Source organism: Bacteroides muris (ex Afrizal et al. 2022), assembly GCF_004793475.1.
Classification (GTDB): Bacteria; Bacteroidota; Bacteroidia; order Bacteroidales; family Bacteroidaceae; genus Bacteroides; species Bacteroides muris.
This window is the reverse complement of sequence record NZ_SRYZ01000026.1, coordinates 15,809-32,205: the sequence shown is the minus strand read 5'-3', so window position 1 is coordinate 32,205 and position 16,397 is coordinate 15,809. Positions and strand designations below refer to the sequence as shown.

At 44.2% G+C, this 16,397-nt stretch carries 18 protein-coding genes and 1 pseudogene; 7 read left to right on the top strand and 12 right to left on the bottom strand.

Translation table 11 applies throughout. The features are described 5' to 3' along the window. Nucleotide 1 precedes the first annotated feature (1 nt). From smpB to E5355_RS11865, 4 genes are all read right to left on the bottom strand, one after another. Nucleotides 2–454: an SsrA-binding protein gene (gene smpB / locus E5355_RS11880; RefSeq protein ID WP_005831836.1), complete on the bottom strand. Its 453-nt coding sequence runs from the start codon at nt 452–454 to the stop codon at nt 2–4. An 8-nt stretch (nt 455–462) separates the two neighbouring features. After that, entirely contained in the window at nt 463–1,035 is a 573-nt protein-coding gene (locus E5355_RS11875) for a Yip1 family protein (protein WP_016272856.1), read from the bottom strand. A gap of 3 nt (nt 1,036–1,038) precedes the next feature. Next, on the bottom strand, nt 1,039–1,890 hold the full coding sequence (locus E5355_RS11870; protein ID WP_016272857.1) for a hypothetical protein: 852 nt from the start codon (nt 1,888–1,890) through the stop codon (nt 1,039–1,041). Between the two features lie 153 nt (nt 1,891–2,043). Beyond that, nucleotides 2,044–2,541 carry a DMP19 family protein gene (locus tag E5355_RS11865; protein ID WP_016272858.1) on the bottom strand — a complete coding sequence of 166 codons (498 nt, stop codon included), beginning with the start codon at nt 2,539–2,541 and terminating at the stop codon, nt 2,044–2,046. 441 nt (nt 2,542–2,982) lie between these two features. On the opposite strand from E5355_RS11865, the gene E5355_RS11860 reads away from it, so the two are divergent. The 5 genes from E5355_RS11860 (at nt 2,983) to E5355_RS11840 (ending at nt 7,379) form a co-directional block, all read left to right on the top strand. After that, nucleotides 2,983–3,684: an iron-sulfur cluster assembly scaffold protein gene (locus tag E5355_RS11860; protein WP_005831848.1), complete on the top strand. Its 702-nt coding sequence runs from the start codon at nt 2,983–2,985 to the stop codon at nt 3,682–3,684. Nucleotides 3,685–3,702: 18 nt separating this feature from the next. Then, nucleotides 3,703–4,713, top strand: a complete 1,011-nt coding sequence (locus E5355_RS11855; RefSeq protein ID WP_016272859.1) for a GGGtGRT protein — start codon at nt 3,703–3,705, stop codon at nt 4,711–4,713. 285 nt (nt 4,714–4,998) lie between these two features. Continuing rightward, entirely contained in the window at nt 4,999–5,217 is a 219-nt protein-coding gene (locus E5355_RS11850; protein ID WP_136010555.1) for an XRE family transcriptional regulator, read from the top strand. A 493-nt stretch (nt 5,218–5,710) separates the two neighbouring features. Continuing rightward, nucleotides 5,711–6,841 carry a membrane protein insertion efficiency factor YidD gene (yidD, locus tag E5355_RS11845; protein WP_136010554.1) on the top strand — a complete coding sequence of 377 codons (1,131 nt, stop codon included), beginning with the start codon at nt 5,711–5,713 and terminating at the stop codon, nt 6,839–6,841. A gap of 16 nt (nt 6,842–6,857) precedes the next feature. Then, nucleotides 6,858–7,379: a hypothetical protein gene (locus tag E5355_RS11840; protein ID WP_136010553.1), complete on the top strand. Its 522-nt coding sequence runs from the start codon at nt 6,858–6,860 to the stop codon at nt 7,377–7,379. Between the two features lie 264 nt (nt 7,380–7,643). On the opposite strand, the gene E5355_RS11835 is transcribed toward E5355_RS11840, so the two are convergent. From E5355_RS11835 to E5355_RS11825, 3 genes are read right to left on the bottom strand one after another with little or no spacing between them, the layout of a single operon-like run. Further along, nucleotides 7,644–8,690, bottom strand: a complete 1,047-nt coding sequence (locus E5355_RS11835; protein WP_136010552.1) for an alcohol dehydrogenase — start codon at nt 8,688–8,690, stop codon at nt 7,644–7,646. A 26-nt stretch (nt 8,691–8,716) separates the two neighbouring features. Beyond that, the gene (locus tag E5355_RS11830) at nt 8,717–9,514 is read right to left on the bottom strand and encodes a TrmH family RNA methyltransferase (protein WP_136010551.1); all 798 of its coding nucleotides are present in this window, start codon (nt 9,512–9,514) and stop codon (nt 8,717–8,719) included. A 27-nt stretch (nt 9,515–9,541) separates the two neighbouring features. Continuing rightward, nucleotides 9,542–9,748 (bottom strand): hypothetical protein, encoded by a 207-nt coding sequence (locus tag E5355_RS11825; RefSeq protein ID WP_136010550.1) that lies wholly within the window; start codon nt 9,746–9,748, stop codon nt 9,542–9,544. Between the two features lie 369 nt (nt 9,749–10,117). On the opposite strand from E5355_RS11825, the gene E5355_RS11820 reads away from it, so the two are divergent. Next, nucleotides 10,118–10,558, top strand: a complete 441-nt coding sequence (locus E5355_RS11820; protein WP_136010549.1) for a DUF6078 family protein — start codon at nt 10,118–10,120, stop codon at nt 10,556–10,558. 145 nt (nt 10,559–10,703) lie between these two features. Here the strand turns inward: E5355_RS11820 and E5355_RS11815 are convergent, their stop codons facing one another. From E5355_RS11815 to E5355_RS11805, 3 genes and pseudogenes are all read right to left on the bottom strand, one after another. Further along, nucleotides 10,704–13,376: a transglutaminase domain-containing protein gene (locus tag E5355_RS11815; RefSeq protein WP_136010548.1), complete on the bottom strand. Its 2,673-nt coding sequence runs from the start codon at nt 13,374–13,376 to the stop codon at nt 10,704–10,706. Nucleotides 13,377–13,427: 51 nt separating this feature from the next. Beyond that, nucleotides 13,428–13,841 (bottom strand): annotated as a pseudogene (locus E5355_RS11810) (DUF2141 domain-containing protein). 153 nt (nt 13,842–13,994) lie between these two features. Beyond that, entirely contained in the window at nt 13,995–14,252 is a 258-nt protein-coding gene (locus E5355_RS11805) for a hypothetical protein (RefSeq protein ID WP_246866942.1), read from the bottom strand. 182 nt (nt 14,253–14,434) lie between these two features. Between E5355_RS11805 and E5355_RS20140 the strand changes: the two genes are divergently transcribed. After that, complete coding sequence (locus tag E5355_RS20140; RefSeq protein ID WP_255260542.1) at nt 14,435–14,566, top strand: hypothetical protein; 132 nt, start codon at nt 14,435–14,437, stop codon at nt 14,564–14,566. A 188-nt stretch (nt 14,567–14,754) separates the two neighbouring features. Here the strand turns inward: E5355_RS20140 and E5355_RS11800 are convergent, their stop codons facing one another. After that, the gene (locus tag E5355_RS11800) at nt 14,755–15,129 is read right to left on the bottom strand and encodes a YccF domain-containing protein (protein WP_136010547.1); all 375 of its coding nucleotides are present in this window, start codon (nt 15,127–15,129) and stop codon (nt 14,755–14,757) included. Between the two features lie 78 nt (nt 15,130–15,207). Continuing rightward, entirely contained in the window at nt 15,208–16,314 is a 1,107-nt protein-coding gene (gene dinB, locus E5355_RS11795; RefSeq protein WP_136010568.1) for a DNA polymerase IV, read from the bottom strand. Nucleotides 16,315–16,397: the final 83 nt, after the last annotated feature.

The following is a 16,397-nucleotide window of genomic DNA, read 5'->3' as shown; positions in this document are numbered from 1 at the left end:
ATTATCTTTTAAACATACGCGCCATATCGCGTTTGTCATCTTTTTCCTTCAGTGATTCGCGCTTATCATATTGCTTCTTACCTTTGGCTAGTGCCACCACAAGTTTGGCCAACCCCTTTTCATTGATAAACAAGCGCACGGGAACAATGGTGAAACCCGGGTCTTTCGTGCCGCGCATCAGTTTCTCCAGTTCCTTCTTATTCAACAAAAGCTTGCGCTCCCTGCGTGCATTGTGATTGTTGTACGAACCATAGAAGTATTCGGCCACGTGCATGTTCTTCACCCACAATTCACCGTTTGCAAAGTAACAGAACGTATCAACTAAGCTTGCTTTGCCCAAGCGGATGGACTTGATTTCTGTGCCCGTAAGCACAATGCCGGCCGTATAGGTGTCCGTCAGCTCGTAGTCGAACGTAGCACGCTTATTCTTTATATTTACAGGAGCTTGTTTCATTACATTTATCAGTTTAGCACTACCGTCAGCTTATTGAATATCCATTCAATCACTACCGGACAAACTATTAAGAAAATTGAAGAAAGAATAGTGAAACGCAAACGGTCTTTTTCTTCTACCTGCATCACCTTTTTGCTTCCTTCCCACACTACATACACGATATAGAATTGGAGCAACAGAGCCATAATGCCAAAGTCCGGCAATATGCCGATGACAATTTTCAGCATGAACACTACTACCAATGCATAACCTGCAAACTGTTGCGCCAAAGGAATATCACTGTCCAGCATAAACATGCGGACACGCAACCCATTGATGAGATAGGCTGCCAAAAAATATCCTCCAAACAAGGATACAGCCACCGCACAGCATTGTGTCATGGCATATTGAAAACTTTGCGGTCCGTCCCATCCCATCTTCATCAAAGAGCCGATGAAAACGGACAACCCGCATAAACCAATCATAGGATAGACAAAAGCAGTAAAAACTTTTCGCCTATCCTCTAAACTAATTTCCTCCCAAGCACGAGCCGGAGAGGAAATCAGTAGTATTGCTATATGAAATAATTCTTTGTAGTTCAAATCTTATTTATCTGCTTCTTTCTTTGTTACTGTATATGTCTTCTCTTCTGTCTGAGAATCATCCAGCTTCATTGAATATTGATTTACGTTCGCTACAATCTTAACAACAGGAGGATTTTCAAAAAAGCCGGTTTCTCTTTTATAACGACTAATCACACTTCTCAAATCGTATGCCTTATAGAACAATCCCAATCCATAATAGCCACCTGTATTTGCAGTCAAATTCCAAGAAGTACTGTTAGCGGATTCAGAATCTTTATTTGAATTATGAGCCAAATACAATGTCAGTTCAGGGCCATTGTCCTCATTCGGATAATACATCAACGACAAGAAATGTTTCTTGTTATTAATATAATAATTCATCGGAACAACAATCGTATAATCATCATAGAAGAATTGCGGTTCATATTTCATACCACTTGCATCATATCCCACTGAAATAATGGCAGCATTGTTAGAGTGTGCAAGAGAGTCGTTTGCAGACACACCCTTTTCTTCTACGATTTCCACCGGATTATCCAAAGATTCGATAGAATACAACTCAACACCTTTGATATCTTTGGAATCTTTAGGTATATCCACTTGGGTAGGATCCCAACGATAGGCTATATTCACCACTTTATCACTCAATTCTGATATTTTGAGGCCATTAGCCTCTAAAACAGAAATAGAAGCCGGTGTTGGGGTAATAGTTATGCCGCCCTCGCCTTTAAAAGATGTATAGCCCATATAACTCTGAACTTTAACCATACCACCTCCGTAACTGTTAGGATCACTTTCAGAATTCAGACACGAAGTTAAAGAAACGCCCATTAATAAGCTAAAGGCAACCATTAAGAACTTAAATTGTTTCATTTTCTTATAAAATTAGAGTTTGCAAATTTAAATAAAAGAATTGAGTAATATAATACTCTCCTCGTTTTTTCATTGTTTTTAAGATTAAATGAAAGATTAATCTAAATACTGCATGCCACAGTAATATTTAACATTTATATCAGTTAATCCACACTACACAATCTTGGCAAACAGTTCCAAATGTTCATCCACATAGCCGGCAACCAAAGCTGTATATTCCTCTTCTTTCTCCAAGAATTCATCTTCCAGTTCATCGAAAGCCTCATATTGCTCGTACATTGCCATAAACTCCTCGTCTGTGCGTTCACGCTCCAAGTCGTCACGATGGCTATCGTATATTTTCCTGGCAGCATAAACCAACTTACTCAAATCGCCCACTCCCCACAAACGCATCACTTTGGCAAACGGATTGTCGAAAATATAACCGCCATAACCATTTTGAATCAGTTGGCAGAAGCCTCCCTCCATCACTTCATCACGGAATATCTGATAGGCCAACAAAGAATGCTGTTCACCGGTAAGCAAAGACATCGTCCCTGCAGTCATTTCTCCGCCTATTTCTTTCTTATAAGCATCAGTGAATACGCCGATAAACGCATCCATCCCTTCGCCGGCAGCCTGGCGCAATGCCACATCTGTAACTTCTATCATAGTTTGTTTTTTATTTATTATGCCACAAAGGTAAGACTTTGCAACCATAGTCAAACACGGACTCCTCTTTATTTTCTTCGTCTTGCCAACCAGTTGGCAAGATTTTGCCTTACCATTGGCAAAACTGTGCCACCGTGTTGGCAAAACTGTGCCATAGGCATGGCAAAAAATCACCAAGACGCAAGCAAGGAATTTTAAAAAGACTCTTCCTGATTAACAAGCACATACCTTATTGATTCACAAGCCCTATCAGAGACGAAAAAACAGTCAACTGCAAACTCTACTTTACATTCCGCAGAAATTCAACTTCTCATTACTTCTTTTTAATAAAAAAGTCAAATTGAACAGTTGGCAGAAACGGGGAAAACAACTAACTTTGCACCCGACTAATAAAAGAGGACTACGTTTTTTTTAATTATATCACTTAAAAAAGAGCTAATTATGACTTATTCACACGAAGTGGAACACATGTGTGTTGTGAAGAAAGGTCCTAACCACGGACCGGCTCCTATTCCCGAAGAAGGTAAATGGGTAAAAGCGAAAGAAATTGTTGACATCTCTGGTCTGACACACGGTATTGGCTGGTGTGCTCCTCAGCAAGGTGCATGTAAATTAACCCTCAATGTAAAGGAAGGCGTTATTCAGGAAGCTTTGGTTGAGACTATCGGTTGCTCCGGTATGACTCACTCTGCTGCCATGGCATCAGAAATCCTCCCGGGAAAGACTATCCTTGAAGCATTGAACACTGACCTCGTTTGCGACGCCATCAATACAGCTATGCGCGAGCTCTTCCTGCAAATCGTTTACGGTCGCACTCAGTCAGCTTTCTCTGAAGGCGGTTTGATGATTGGTGCCGGCTTGGAAGACCTGGGTAAAGGTCTGCGTAGCCAGGTAGGTACACTGTACGGAACTTTGGCTAAGGGTTCTCGTTATCTGGAAATGGCAGAAGGTTACATCAAGACTATCGCTTTGGACAAGAACGACGAAATCTGCGGTTACGAATTTGTTCATCTGGGCAAGTTCATGGATGAAATCAAGAAAGGTACAGACGCCAATGAAGCATTGAAGAAAGTTACCGGTACATACGGCCGCTTCACTGAAGAGCAAGGTGCAGTTAAACACATTGACCCACGTCACGAATAATATAAGGAGGAAAGACATATGATTAGAGAAGTAAAATTTGAAAGCCAAGACCGTCGTATCAAGCAGATTCTTGCTGCATTGAACGCAAACGGTATCAAAGACATCGAAGAAGCCAATGCTATCTGCGAAGCTCATGGTCTCGATCCTTATAAGACTTGTGAAGAAACTCAGCCCATCTGTTTCGAAAATGCAAAATGGGCATACGTTGTAGGTTGCGCCATCGCCATCAAGAAGGGCTGCAAGAACGCTGCTGAGGCTGCTGAAGCTATCGGTATCGGTCTGCAGGCATTCTGCATCCCGGGTTCTGTAGCCGACGACCGCAAGGTTGGTATCGGTCATGGTAACTTGGCAGCCATGTTGCTGCGCGAAGAAACCAAGTGTTTCGCTTTCTTAGCAGGTCACGAGTCATTCGCTGCTGCCGAAGGTGCAATTAAGATTGCTGCTAAAGCTGACAAAGTACGTAAAGAACCCCTGCGTTGCATCCTGAACGGTCTCGGCAAGGACGCTGCACAGATTATCTCTCGTATCAACGGCTTTACATACGTTCAGACTCAATTCGACTACTATACAGGCGAACTGAACGTTGTTCGTGAAATCGCATACAGCGACGGTCCTCGTGCCAAAGTAAAATGCTACGGTGCAGACGATGTTCGCGAAGGCGTGGCTATCATGTGGAAAGAAGGCGTGGATGTATCCATCACTGGTAACTCTACGAACCCGACCCGCTTCCAACATCCGGTTGCAGGTACTTACAAGAAAGAACGTGTATTGGCTGGCAAGCCGTACTTCTCAGTAGCATCCGGTGGTGGTACTGGCCGTACTCTGCACCCGGACAACATGGCTGCCGGACCGGCTTCTTACGGTATGACAGACACTATGGGTCGTATGCACTCTGACGCTCAGTTCGCTGGTTCATCCTCAGTTCCTGCTCACGTGGAAATGATGGGATTCCTGGGTATCGGTAACAACCCGATGGTAGGATGTACAGTGGCTTGTGCTGTGGACGTTGCTACTGCTTTGAGCAAGTAATATTGAAATTATTTATATGGAGAGTACTTTTTTAAGTACTCTCCTATTTTTTATTAAAAACTTTTGGAAAAGCGTTTCCATTCCATTACTTATTAAAAGATATTTGAGCTTTTAGCTCTTATTCTCTCAATCTGAAAACCGCCAATTTGAAGTTCACGAGAATAAGTAGATGAAGGTTCACGTCCTGTTTGGGCGTGAACTGTTCGTGCTTATTTGTGAACAAGGTGCTTGGCGGTGCCTCAGATTGAAATAAGTCACGAATGGTTCCGCCTTTTTTATTTCTGTATGATACACATTGGAAAACTGATAGAGGAAGAGCTTCACCGCCAAGAACGCTCTGTGAGCTGGTTCGCCAAAAAACTCTGCTGCGAACGGACAAATGTGTATTCCATCTTCAAGCGTACCAGTATCGACACCGCCCTACTGCTGTGCATTTCCATCGTGCTGCAACACAATTTCTTTCAACACTACCTCACCGAATTAGACCGGAAACAGGTCAATTAAGTCTCGGCTTAATCAAGAAAAGCGTGATTTTTCTTCAACACATTCGTGAATTATACTATCATTCCAAAATGATATGCAAACATCTGCCGCCCTATCTTTACAGAAAAAACAAATGAGAATTATCATATACATTCTGTTTTCATTATTCTTTTCCGCAAAACTATGTGGAGAAAATTTCAGAATCGATAAATATCGATGTTCCAACAAATTATACACTCACATTATCAATCACATATTTCGCAGCCATAATAATAATAAAGAAATATCATTATCCGATGAAGGTAATATCATATATGTATCATATGCCAACAAAAAGAATATCTCATTCCACAAATCAGTTGAAAAGGACGATGTTTTCCTCAAAAAGAAAGGAAAATACATTGCCAACCTATTTATAAAGAAGAATCAATATGACACTATAGTTGAGGCTTATTTCATTGTCATTAGAAAAAACAAACAGATAGCAAAGATATCACTTACTCGTATATAAGTTATGCAACGATATATCTATATAATACTATTACTCATACAAACATCTGCCAGTTTTACACAAAACATAGCCACAGATGATTACATCGGCTTTTATCAGGATTTTCTCAGCAGTCAAAAAAACAGCAGATGCGCTATGTATCCCTCCTGCTCTCAATACGGAAAAATGGCCTTTAAGAATTTCACTTTTCCCAAAGCCATAACCCTGACTTGTGACCGAATTATAAGATGCAGCCACGATGCACGTTACTATGACATTACTTACCAATCGGGAAACAGAAGTCTCATAGATTATCCGCAAGACAATTTTCCTACACAAATAATCCATAATCGTTATCAAGCGCCTCATACAGATATCTTAAAATGGAGAAGCGACAGAGACAGCAATATACTTTTTATCAACCAATTAATCAACAAAGAGGAGTATTATCCTGCACTATTGGAAATAGAACGACTACTTTTTTCCAACCAAGGAGACCATCAGCTGTATAAACTAAAGCTTCTATGCCACAGAGGACTGAAAGAATACGAAGAAGGCATTTTTGAATACGAAGTTACATTTCCTGACACTATCAAGAAAAACACTGAGCTTCAAATGCAGGCAGCTATCTTATATTATTGCACAAATAATTTCAGCAATGCTATAAACTTGACAGAGAAAATAAGACGTGATACAGTTTCATTTCCCGATGTTCAAAAAGCAAATGCATTATACGGTATTCTTTCCGCACAAAACGAAGAATACGAAAACTCTTTGAGTTGCTTCAATCAAAATGCAGGGACTTCATCATTCAATCAGCAAAGCATTGATATTATCAAACAAATGATGAAACAGAAAAAGAAGAATCCTACAATGGCCCGAATGCTATCAATAATTCCCGGAGCAGGATACTTATATACCAAGCATAAAGGAAGTGCACTGACAGCTTTCTTAGTCAACTCCTTATTAGGTTACGCTACCTATACCAGCATAAAAAAGCAAAACTATGGAGTAGCAGGAGTTTGCGGTTTCTTATCATTGTCATTCTATATAGGAAATATAAACGGAGCAGGCAGAAGCGCCATTCGATACAATTCAAAAAAGAAGAACGAACAAATCAGAAAATTAGAAAGGATAAACAACATTTTTTATTAACTAAATCATTTTTATTATGTTTACAAAATTAACAAAAAAGGTTTATTTCAAACCTGCAGTGTTATTAATGGCCATTGCAATGTTGACAATGTCATTTACAATGCCTGGCGAAGTGGTCATATTAAGAGCCGGAACCAGCATTCCATTAGAGTTGGTATCAACATTATACAGCAGCAATGTCAAAAGCGGACAAATGGTAGATTTCAGAGTATTGAGTGATGTCAAGGCTAATGGAAAAATCGTCATTTCAGCAGGTTCTATTGCACAAGGACAGATTACAAGAGCCAAAAAGAGAGGTTTACTGGGTTCTGAAGGAGAACTGGAAATAGCTATCAAAAGCGTAAAAGCTGTTGACGGAACTACTGTTTATTTGTCAGGAAACAACTTATATGATGAAGGTAGCAATAAACTCGCGTTATCTATTGTTCTGACGATTTGCTGTCTGTTCGGTTTTCTCATCAAAGGTGGCAAAGCAGAAATTCCCGCTGGTGCACAAGTACAAGGAACAGTAATTTCAAATGTAGAAATCAATCTATAAGAAAGTTTCTCCAACCTAATCATTCTCAATAGGACTTCGCTTCATCGCATCGCATTCTTGATGAAGTGAAGCCCTATTCTACTTTAGAAGAAAAAAGGAAACAGCAGGAACGCCTGAACCAAGAAAAAGCTATAAGAGAGGGCAGATTAAATTACAACACATAAAGTTCTTTGGCAATGTGCCTTACCAGATGACAGGCCTCGCTTGTAACAGCCAAGAGTTCTGTGCAGTTCTCACACAAATAAGACTGCGACCTTAACCCCATCAGGAATTCCTCTCACCCATAATCGCCACCTTTATCACCCCCTCCAGCCTATTCTCAAAAATACGGTAGGCTTCGTCAATTTCCTTCAACGGGAAACGATGCGTGACAAGCGGCGTGGTATCTATCTGTCCCACCGCTATCAGGCGCAGTATCTCGGCACAATCGCACCCATCCACACCACCGGTCTTGAAGACAAGATTCTTGCCATACATCTCCGGCAAAGGCAATAACTGAGGCTTGTCATAAAGCGCCACAATGGTGACAATGGCATTGGGACGGGCACACTCCCATGCCAGACGGAAAGTATCTTCCGTGCCGGCAACTTCAAGTACGACATCCGCCCCACCATGGTCGCTATGCTTCCTCACAAAGTCTTTGCAGTTTTCCGGCCCAATGACCAGCACCTCCGGATAATGCTCGCGGACAAAACGGATTCTTTCGGCCGACTGCTCGCAGACAATAATGCGACGGGGCTTCTTCAGCATGGAACAAAGCAGGGTACAAATACCCGTCGGCCCGGCACCGATGATGAGTACAGTGTCTTCCTCGGTTATTTCGGAGATACGGGCAGCCCAGAAGCCGGTGGCCAACACATCGCCTACCAAGAGTGCCTGCTCGTCGCTTACCGTATCGGGAATACGGTTCAGTCCCTGGTCGGCATAGGGCACACGTACATATTCCGCCTGACCGCCATCAATACGGCACCCCAAAGCCCAACCGCCATTGGCGTCGGTACAGTTGTTCACATATCCGTGACGGCAAAAGAAACATTTACCGCAAAAAGTCTCCACATTCACAGTCACACGGTCACCGGGCTTTACCGACTCAACTTCGGCACCCACCTGCTCTACGATGCCCACCATTTCGTGTCCTACCGTAATTCCGGGTACAGCACGCGGTACGCTTCCATGCTTTATATGCAAGTCACTGGTGCATATGCTACCCAGTGTCACCCGCACAATAGCATCGCGCGCATCTTCCAATACCGGTATCGGTTTCTCAAGCAATCCGAACTTTCCGTGTTCAATATAAGTATATGCCAACATAATATATGCTTTTTTGAGTTATCACTTCAAACGCGAAGTTGCCAGAAAGCAACGGCCGCCGCGGCCGCCACGTTCAGCGAATCTACCCCGTGCGACATAGGGATGCGAACCACATAGTCGGCTCCTGCAATCGCTTCGTGCGAAAGACCATCTCCCTCAGTACCCATCATAATAGCCAACCGGGACTCGGCCTTTAAAACGGGATTGTCTATGGAAATGGAATTGTCCGTAAGCGCCATGGCCGCCGTGCGGAAGCCCAACTCACCAAGCACACCGGGAGGACCGTCCATCCACGTCCATGGCACAAGAAAGACCGTCCCCATAGATACCCGGACTGCACGACGGTTCAGAGGGTCGCAGGAATTCCGAGTCAACAGCACGGCATCCATGCCAAGAGCCGCCGCCGAACGGAAGATGGCTCCGATATTAGTGGTATCCACCACCCCGTCGATAACCACAATACGCCGGGCTCCCCGGCAGACTTCCTCCATACTCCTCGGAGCAGGGCGGCGCATGGCACAAAGAACGCCCCGTGTCAAGACGTAACCGGTCAGTTCGGCAAGCAATTCCCTGTCGCTTGTGTAGACGGGTATATCGCCACAGCGCTCAATGATTTCGGCAGCATCCCCATAGATGTGCTTGTGCTCACACAAAAGAGCCAAAGGCTCATAACCGACGTCCAAAGCCACTTTGATAACTTTGGGACTTTCTGCAATGAACAGTCCCTTGTCCGGTTCGATACGGTTGCGCAACTGGGCTTCGGTAAGAGTGCTGAACACTTCCACACCGGGATGAGTTAATGATGATATTTCGATAACAGCCATATATTATATTACATGCGGAGAATATTTTTATCGCTCTCCACGGACAAACATATTCTCATAGTTGGATTCTCCTCGGCAACCCTCATGTTCCACCAATCCTGACAATGCTTCGGAGAACATTTGCACAAATTTATTTCCAAAATCAGATTTCACATTGCCGGTATCAAAAACCGCATCCAATGGCCGCCCTTTGTATTCAATCCTTACGTTAGGCGTATTGGAGGATAAGAACATGTTAGTTTTTTCGTTTGTTATCTGATATGGAAAGATAAACGACAATCTACAAGCGACCTTCATCATGTGCAACAAACTATGAATAACTACTTAACATAAACAATTCATGGTACCGGATTCATTTCCCCATCTAAGAACTGAATTTGTATGCAAAAATACGAAATATCTGCGATATAACGTTTATAGAACACTTAATAAACAAGATAAAATCCTGGCAAATGATTAACTGCAAACCATGCTTCATATTCAGAAGAATATGTTTACTTTTGCAAAAGCTTTCCTATACCTCCCACAGCATGCAATTACTGCATACGTTGCAAACAAGAAAAGAAAAGCATATCAAACGTAAAGAAAAGAAATCCCGTTAAGATGAAAGAAAAAGAACTTGAATTTTCCGATGTCCCCAATAATTTCCTTTGGTGCATCGACCGGCAATGTCCCAAGTCCGGAACCTGCCTCAGGCAAGTGGCAGAAAGGCTTGCCCCCACAGACCTTGTACAATATAGCATCGTCAGTCCCAAGCATATAGCTAGTCTGGGAGGAGAATGTCCCTACTACTGTTCCAACACAAAAGTACAATATGCCAAAGGATTTCTCGGCATATTGGAAAACCTCACGGCCAAGCAGGTACGCCTCTTCGCCCAGCGACTTATAAGCAACTCCAGCCGCCGAACCTACTACCGGGTCCGTAGCGGAGAACGCGCCTTATCCCCCGCAGAGCAAGAATCCATACTGAATGTCCTCAAAGAATGCGGAATAACCGCCCCAATGAAATTCGATTCCTACTACTACGACTATTTATGGACGTAAAAACACACCCATAATCCACACTATAGATTGCAAGCTGTGCCACCATACTGGCACAGTTGTGCCTTGCCTATGGCACAAGTTTGCCAATGGGATGGCACAGTTGTGCTATAAGCAAGGCACAAAACGCTGTGACTTACCGTCAACTCTATATTCCTTTGATTGTCTTCATCAGTTGTTCTCCCAGTCCGATGGTATATCCTTGCGATACGAAGACCACCCGATTGAAAGTATCGGCTATGATGAATATCGGCAGGCTCTCTTTATGCTTCAACTTCATGCTTTCTGCAATCTGCGCAGCGATACCGTCCGTATCTATACCATAAATAATGGTAGAAGGCAAATCGGGGAATGACTCGCAGGCGAACTTGCCGGCTTTGGCTTCATCAGGAAACAGCAACACCATCTTACGCCCCCACTTCTCCAAATCGGCCTTGAACGAAGCTATGTCGCGCAACGCATGATTGGTAGGCTCCTGATTGACACCCAGAATACCTACGACAAAATAACCGCGCCCGCAAGCCTGCAACAGGCTTTGCTGGATTACGGAACCGTCATCTGACAACGGAGTGAAGAGAGACTCTGAATTAAAGTTTCCGATAACCTGCACTTCATCCCTGCTCTCGCGCATCACCAGCTCGATGTCCGTTGTCTTATCCGGCAAAATGCAAAAAGAAGAGATTCGGGAAAGTACCGCACCGCTGGCAAGGCGCGTACCGGTCACCAAAACATAATCACCGGCATCCAAAGGCGTCCCTTCTTTCAGCAGGTTGCTCCACGTAATACCACCGCCCATATCTGTATCGCCTTCGTCATAGGAAAGCAACTGCAAATTTCCCTGCGGAATCTGTCTGGAAAGAGTGAAATGAGAATAGTATTTCGGGTTGTCTAACGAGCGGATAGGGTTATAGGAAGCCACCAGCCTACCCCTTTGTCCCAATTTCTCTTCCTGGAACTGTACATCCAAGTCCACGTCCACCGCACCATCATCCCCTATCAACTGCACCTTGCCGGTCACTTCGTTGATACGGGCTGGGATTGCCATGCTACGTGCCATAGATACGAAGAAGATGTCACGGCTATGGGCATCAGCCACACGAGCTTTCCAAACACCTTCCGGAGAGATAGGAGCTCCGCCCAGATTACACTCTTTGTCTACACGGATATTCCGGGCAACCCATGCCACCAGTTTCATCGGCTCTGCCCTGTATGCCTCAGCCTCTTCCTTTGAAACGGCCTTCTTGAAAAAGCCCTTGTAGGGAGTCAGCATTTCGTTGCTTACACGCGGATTGCGCACATATCTGCGGAAATAGTCGGGGTTCTTGCACATGTCGGATTGCATGTGGTCCATTAGCACTTCCAGCGTAACGTCACGAAGGTCTTTTGCCGAAATCCGTTGCAGCAGGTCCAGTCCTCCCCTCTTTGACTTTTCAGAACGCAACCGTGCCATGAAGTCAGCAATAACCTGGTGGTTCCCTCTGGAAGCTATCAGAATCCGGGAAACGGCATCCTCGTCGAGCTTGTACTGCCGTGCAAAGTAGCGTGCCGCCTCATCCGTCATAAACGTAGCCATGTAAGCATGGCGGATAGAATCTTCATGAGCCATGCGGCAGTCGTTCGCAGCACGTTGTTCGAGGGTGACTTCCGGCATTTCGGCACTTTCGGGAGGAGGCACCAGCTCAAAATCGGCAGTAAAAGTATCACCGGCAGCTTTGTCCAGCGTCACGGTCAGTTCATTATCCTTACCGAAAGAAAGCTTGGAAAAACCGAATTTTCCGTCTTTGGAAGCCCATATCATCATGTCACCCTTACCGGCTGTCAGGAACACCTTTCCTTCCGCATCCGTCTGCTTCCGAGCCACGGTATAGAACTCTGCATAATTGTAGAGTTTGAACTCCACACAAGCATCAGACACCGGATTGCCTTGCCCATCCGTTACCGTAACGATGGCCTTGGCCGTCGGTGCATAGTTACCGATTACATTGATTTCCGTATAATTGGAAGTGACTGACATTACTTCTTCTGCTCCTTCATAACGTCCAAAAACTTTGGTATGCATCAACATGCCACGGCTGGCCGGAGCATTGAACCAACCAAGATTGAGTACCGGTTCCGGTTCACAAGCACCCAAAAAATACCATTTCCCATCTGCCCATGCCTCTACCCACGCATGATTGTCGTCCGTATGGGCCCAACGGGGCGTATAGACCTGACGGGCAGGAATGCCTACCGAACGCAGGGCGGCAACCAACAAAGTGGATTCTTCCCCACAACGTCCGTACGCTGTGCGTACCGTTGCCAACGGCGAACTGGTACGGGCGTCAGAAGGAGTATAGACAGCCTTTTCATGACACCAATGGTTCACCTCCAAAATGGCATCGTAAAGGGAAAGGGATTTCACACGATTTTTCAGCTCATCGTAAAATATTACCCGCGCGCTGTCCAGTTGCTCGTTGTTCACCCGCACCGGAAGTACAAAATGACGAAACAAATCCTCAGGAATAACTTCTCCCCAAGGCATCTCATCTGCAGCCTTTTGGGAGGCGCGCACGTTCATCAAATGAAATTCTCCGGGATAATCGGTAATATCTGCCAGAGGCATATAGGCATAAAGGAACTCCAAAGCTTCACGCTCGTACGGCGTCAAGTCCGTATCGAATATGGCAAACAAATCGCCTTGCGGCAATCTCTCTTTTTTTTGATTGAAGTCCTGTTCCACACGTTGGTGGTAAGAAGCGTCTGTAATGAAAGAACGTCCGCCACAAGAGGTCAGTAAACATACCAGTCCAAGAAATTCTAGAAGTCGTGCAACTCGTTTCATAATACTTATTATTGAGGTTGAGCCACAAAAATAAGGATAATATTTCAATTTTTACTTCAGATGTATCACTAAAATCGTATCCCCGGAGAAAGTGAAGCTGCATTTGTCATAAGACGGCGGGCCCATAACACCTCGGACATCATTGTTGAATCCGTACTTCTCTGTAGGAATGCCCAAAACGGCAGTATCCAGTTTCCCATTTCCGTTCTCGTCCTGAAAAAGCGAAATGGCATACGTACCCGCAGGTAACCCCTGGCAGGGAATGGAGAGCGGCGTATCTTTCACATCTATCCGAAAGGCGGTCAAAGGTTTCTTCATGAATGTTTCTTCCGAATTGTAGATGGCGACATAGAGATGCCCTTCCACCTTTTCAATGTCACACACTTCAATAGTCAGATTCTAGGCAAAGAGCAGCTGGGCGGCACTTTGCATTACAAATACTAAAAAAATAATCATCACTTTCATCTTTGTTCATTTTAAAAAGGTCATTGTCTAAAAATTGGATACATCGTAGGCGGTCTTCTTACCTAAAGTCACATACACTCCTACATAGAAAAAATGGTCGCTGGAAGCAAGACAACTTTCGTATCGGCATCTGTTTCTTCCAACGCCAGATGGTCATAAATAATAAAGTTCAGCTTTACAGAAACGCCCTTCATTGTCGTACTGAACGCCCCAATTGTACTGCATACATACTTCCGACATCAACTGCGACCGACGCACCAGACAGTAGTTCTCGGGCAACTGTGTGTATCGCCCAACAATTCCCGACAGCATCATGTTTCCCCCAATACATGCGATTGTTATCATCCGTCCCGGACAACAGATAATGATTCCTATAATTGCGGATAAGAGTTTACGAAACTTGCGTAACATCTTTGTCATATATAGATTGCAAAATATAGTATTTCTGGAGAAAATAAAGGATGAACAACCACTTTTTATGTTATAAAACATATTTTTTCGCAAACATTTCGTATCTTTGCAACGTTATAAGATAAAAGAAAAGATGTAAAACCCGCTTTCCGAAACGCGGAGAGCACAAAAAGATGAGAATTATGAAAAAGAATGCAAATGAAATTTTTATGTTACAGTACCAAATCAAACGCTATCAAGCAATGGGTAATGGAACAATGTGCCAAACACTGAACGGTAAACTACAAAAACTGCTTGCAAAGCAGTCCTTGTAACCATGTAAAAAATACCTTTAAATACAATGAATGAAGGGGGTGTATCAAAACCCTCTTTTTAACAAAATCACCCTTGCTACAGATATCTGTGACAGGGGTGATTTTCATATTTTTGGTGTTTTGACACCCCCTTTTCTTTACAGGAAGTAAAGCCCCAGAACACTCTCCGGCTCCAGCATTTGAATCATTCAAGCCTCTACAATATCCTTCCCAAAAGGAGTCAATGCCAATCCGGCCAGTTTAAAATGCTGCAAGCCAAACGGAATACCGATAATAGTAATGCACAGCAACAGCCCAAACCCCAAATGAGAAAGACTGATCCAAATGCCACCCAAAAATATCCAAAGAATATTCATCAGCACATAAAGACAACCACCGGAGCGCTCACCACTACGCACCTCCTTGCCGAAAGGCCACAAAGCAAGTGCAGCCATCTTCAGGGTTTGCATGCCGAAAGGAATGCCGATGATGGTTATCATCATCAACAAACTAGCTATGAGATACTCCACTGCCGTGAGAATACCTCCAAACAATAGCCATAAAATATTCATAAAACAGCCCATACGCCCTATCTGTTTAAGGAGTTATTCTAACTCCAGATTAATTCTCCTACTAATAGACAATGTAATGCAAATATACGATTATTTCTTCCAATGATTCACCTCCCAGTCACTAAACTCGAAACTAAGCTGTTCCCAGACACCTTTTTCCTCACTCTCTTCACGGGGATTGGAAACGGAAATCCCTATCAAACGAATGGGACGGTGCTCATAATCAACTTCCTGCAACAACTGTTTGGATAAAGGCAAAATGACATCAATAGACATCAGCCCTCTTCCTTGAGTAATGCTACGAGTTATCTGACTGAAATCATGAAACTTTATCTTCAGCGTCAACGTATTCCCATGAAAACCGATATGTTCCAGCCTGTTCACCAACTCTACAACAATATGGTACAACTCTATAATGACGGATGAACGCTTACTGATGTCCTTCTCTAAAGTATGTTCACACCCCACAGACTTGCGAATGCGGACAGCCTCTACCGGACGGGAATCGATGCCACGGGCAAAATCATAATAGATTGTCCCCACTTTGCCAAACTCGCGCGTCAGCATCTCCAAAGACTGCATGCGCAGCTGCTCCCCATTGTGAATCCCCAAAGAGTGCATCTTCTTTGCCGTTACCGGTCCCACTCCCCAAAAGCTTTCAATGGGCAGCCGGGCAACAAAGTCCAATGCCTGAGCAGGATGGATGGTACAAAGCCCGTCCGGCTTGCGGTAGTCCGAGGCTATCTTGGCAAGAAACTTATTATAGGATATGCCGGCTGAAGCCACCAGATTCAATCTCTCCCGCACCTTCTGCTTTATCTCCTTCGCAATGTCCACAGCCAACGGAATGCACGGCTTGTTCTCCGTCACATCCAGAAAAGCTTCGTCCAGCGAGATGGGCTCGATGATATCCGTATATTCATGGAAAATTTCGTGTATCTGACAGGAAACGGATTTGTAGACTTCCATCCGTCCCGGAATAAAGATTAGTTGGGGACACAGCCGCTTTGCCTTCAGCGACGACATGGCAGAACGCACCCCGAAACGACGTGCCTCGTAACTGGCTGCCGCCACCACTCCCCGCTCCTCTGCGTAACCCACAGCTATGGGCTTGCCCCGCAGTACAGGATTATCGCGCTGTTCTACAGAGGCGTAGAACGCATCCATATCAATATGTATGATTTTACGCTCGTTCATCATCTTCCAACTCCCGGTGCAAATATACACCATTTTCTTGTGCAAAGTATCTGCCGATAAACATAAATGAATTCAGGTTTCAA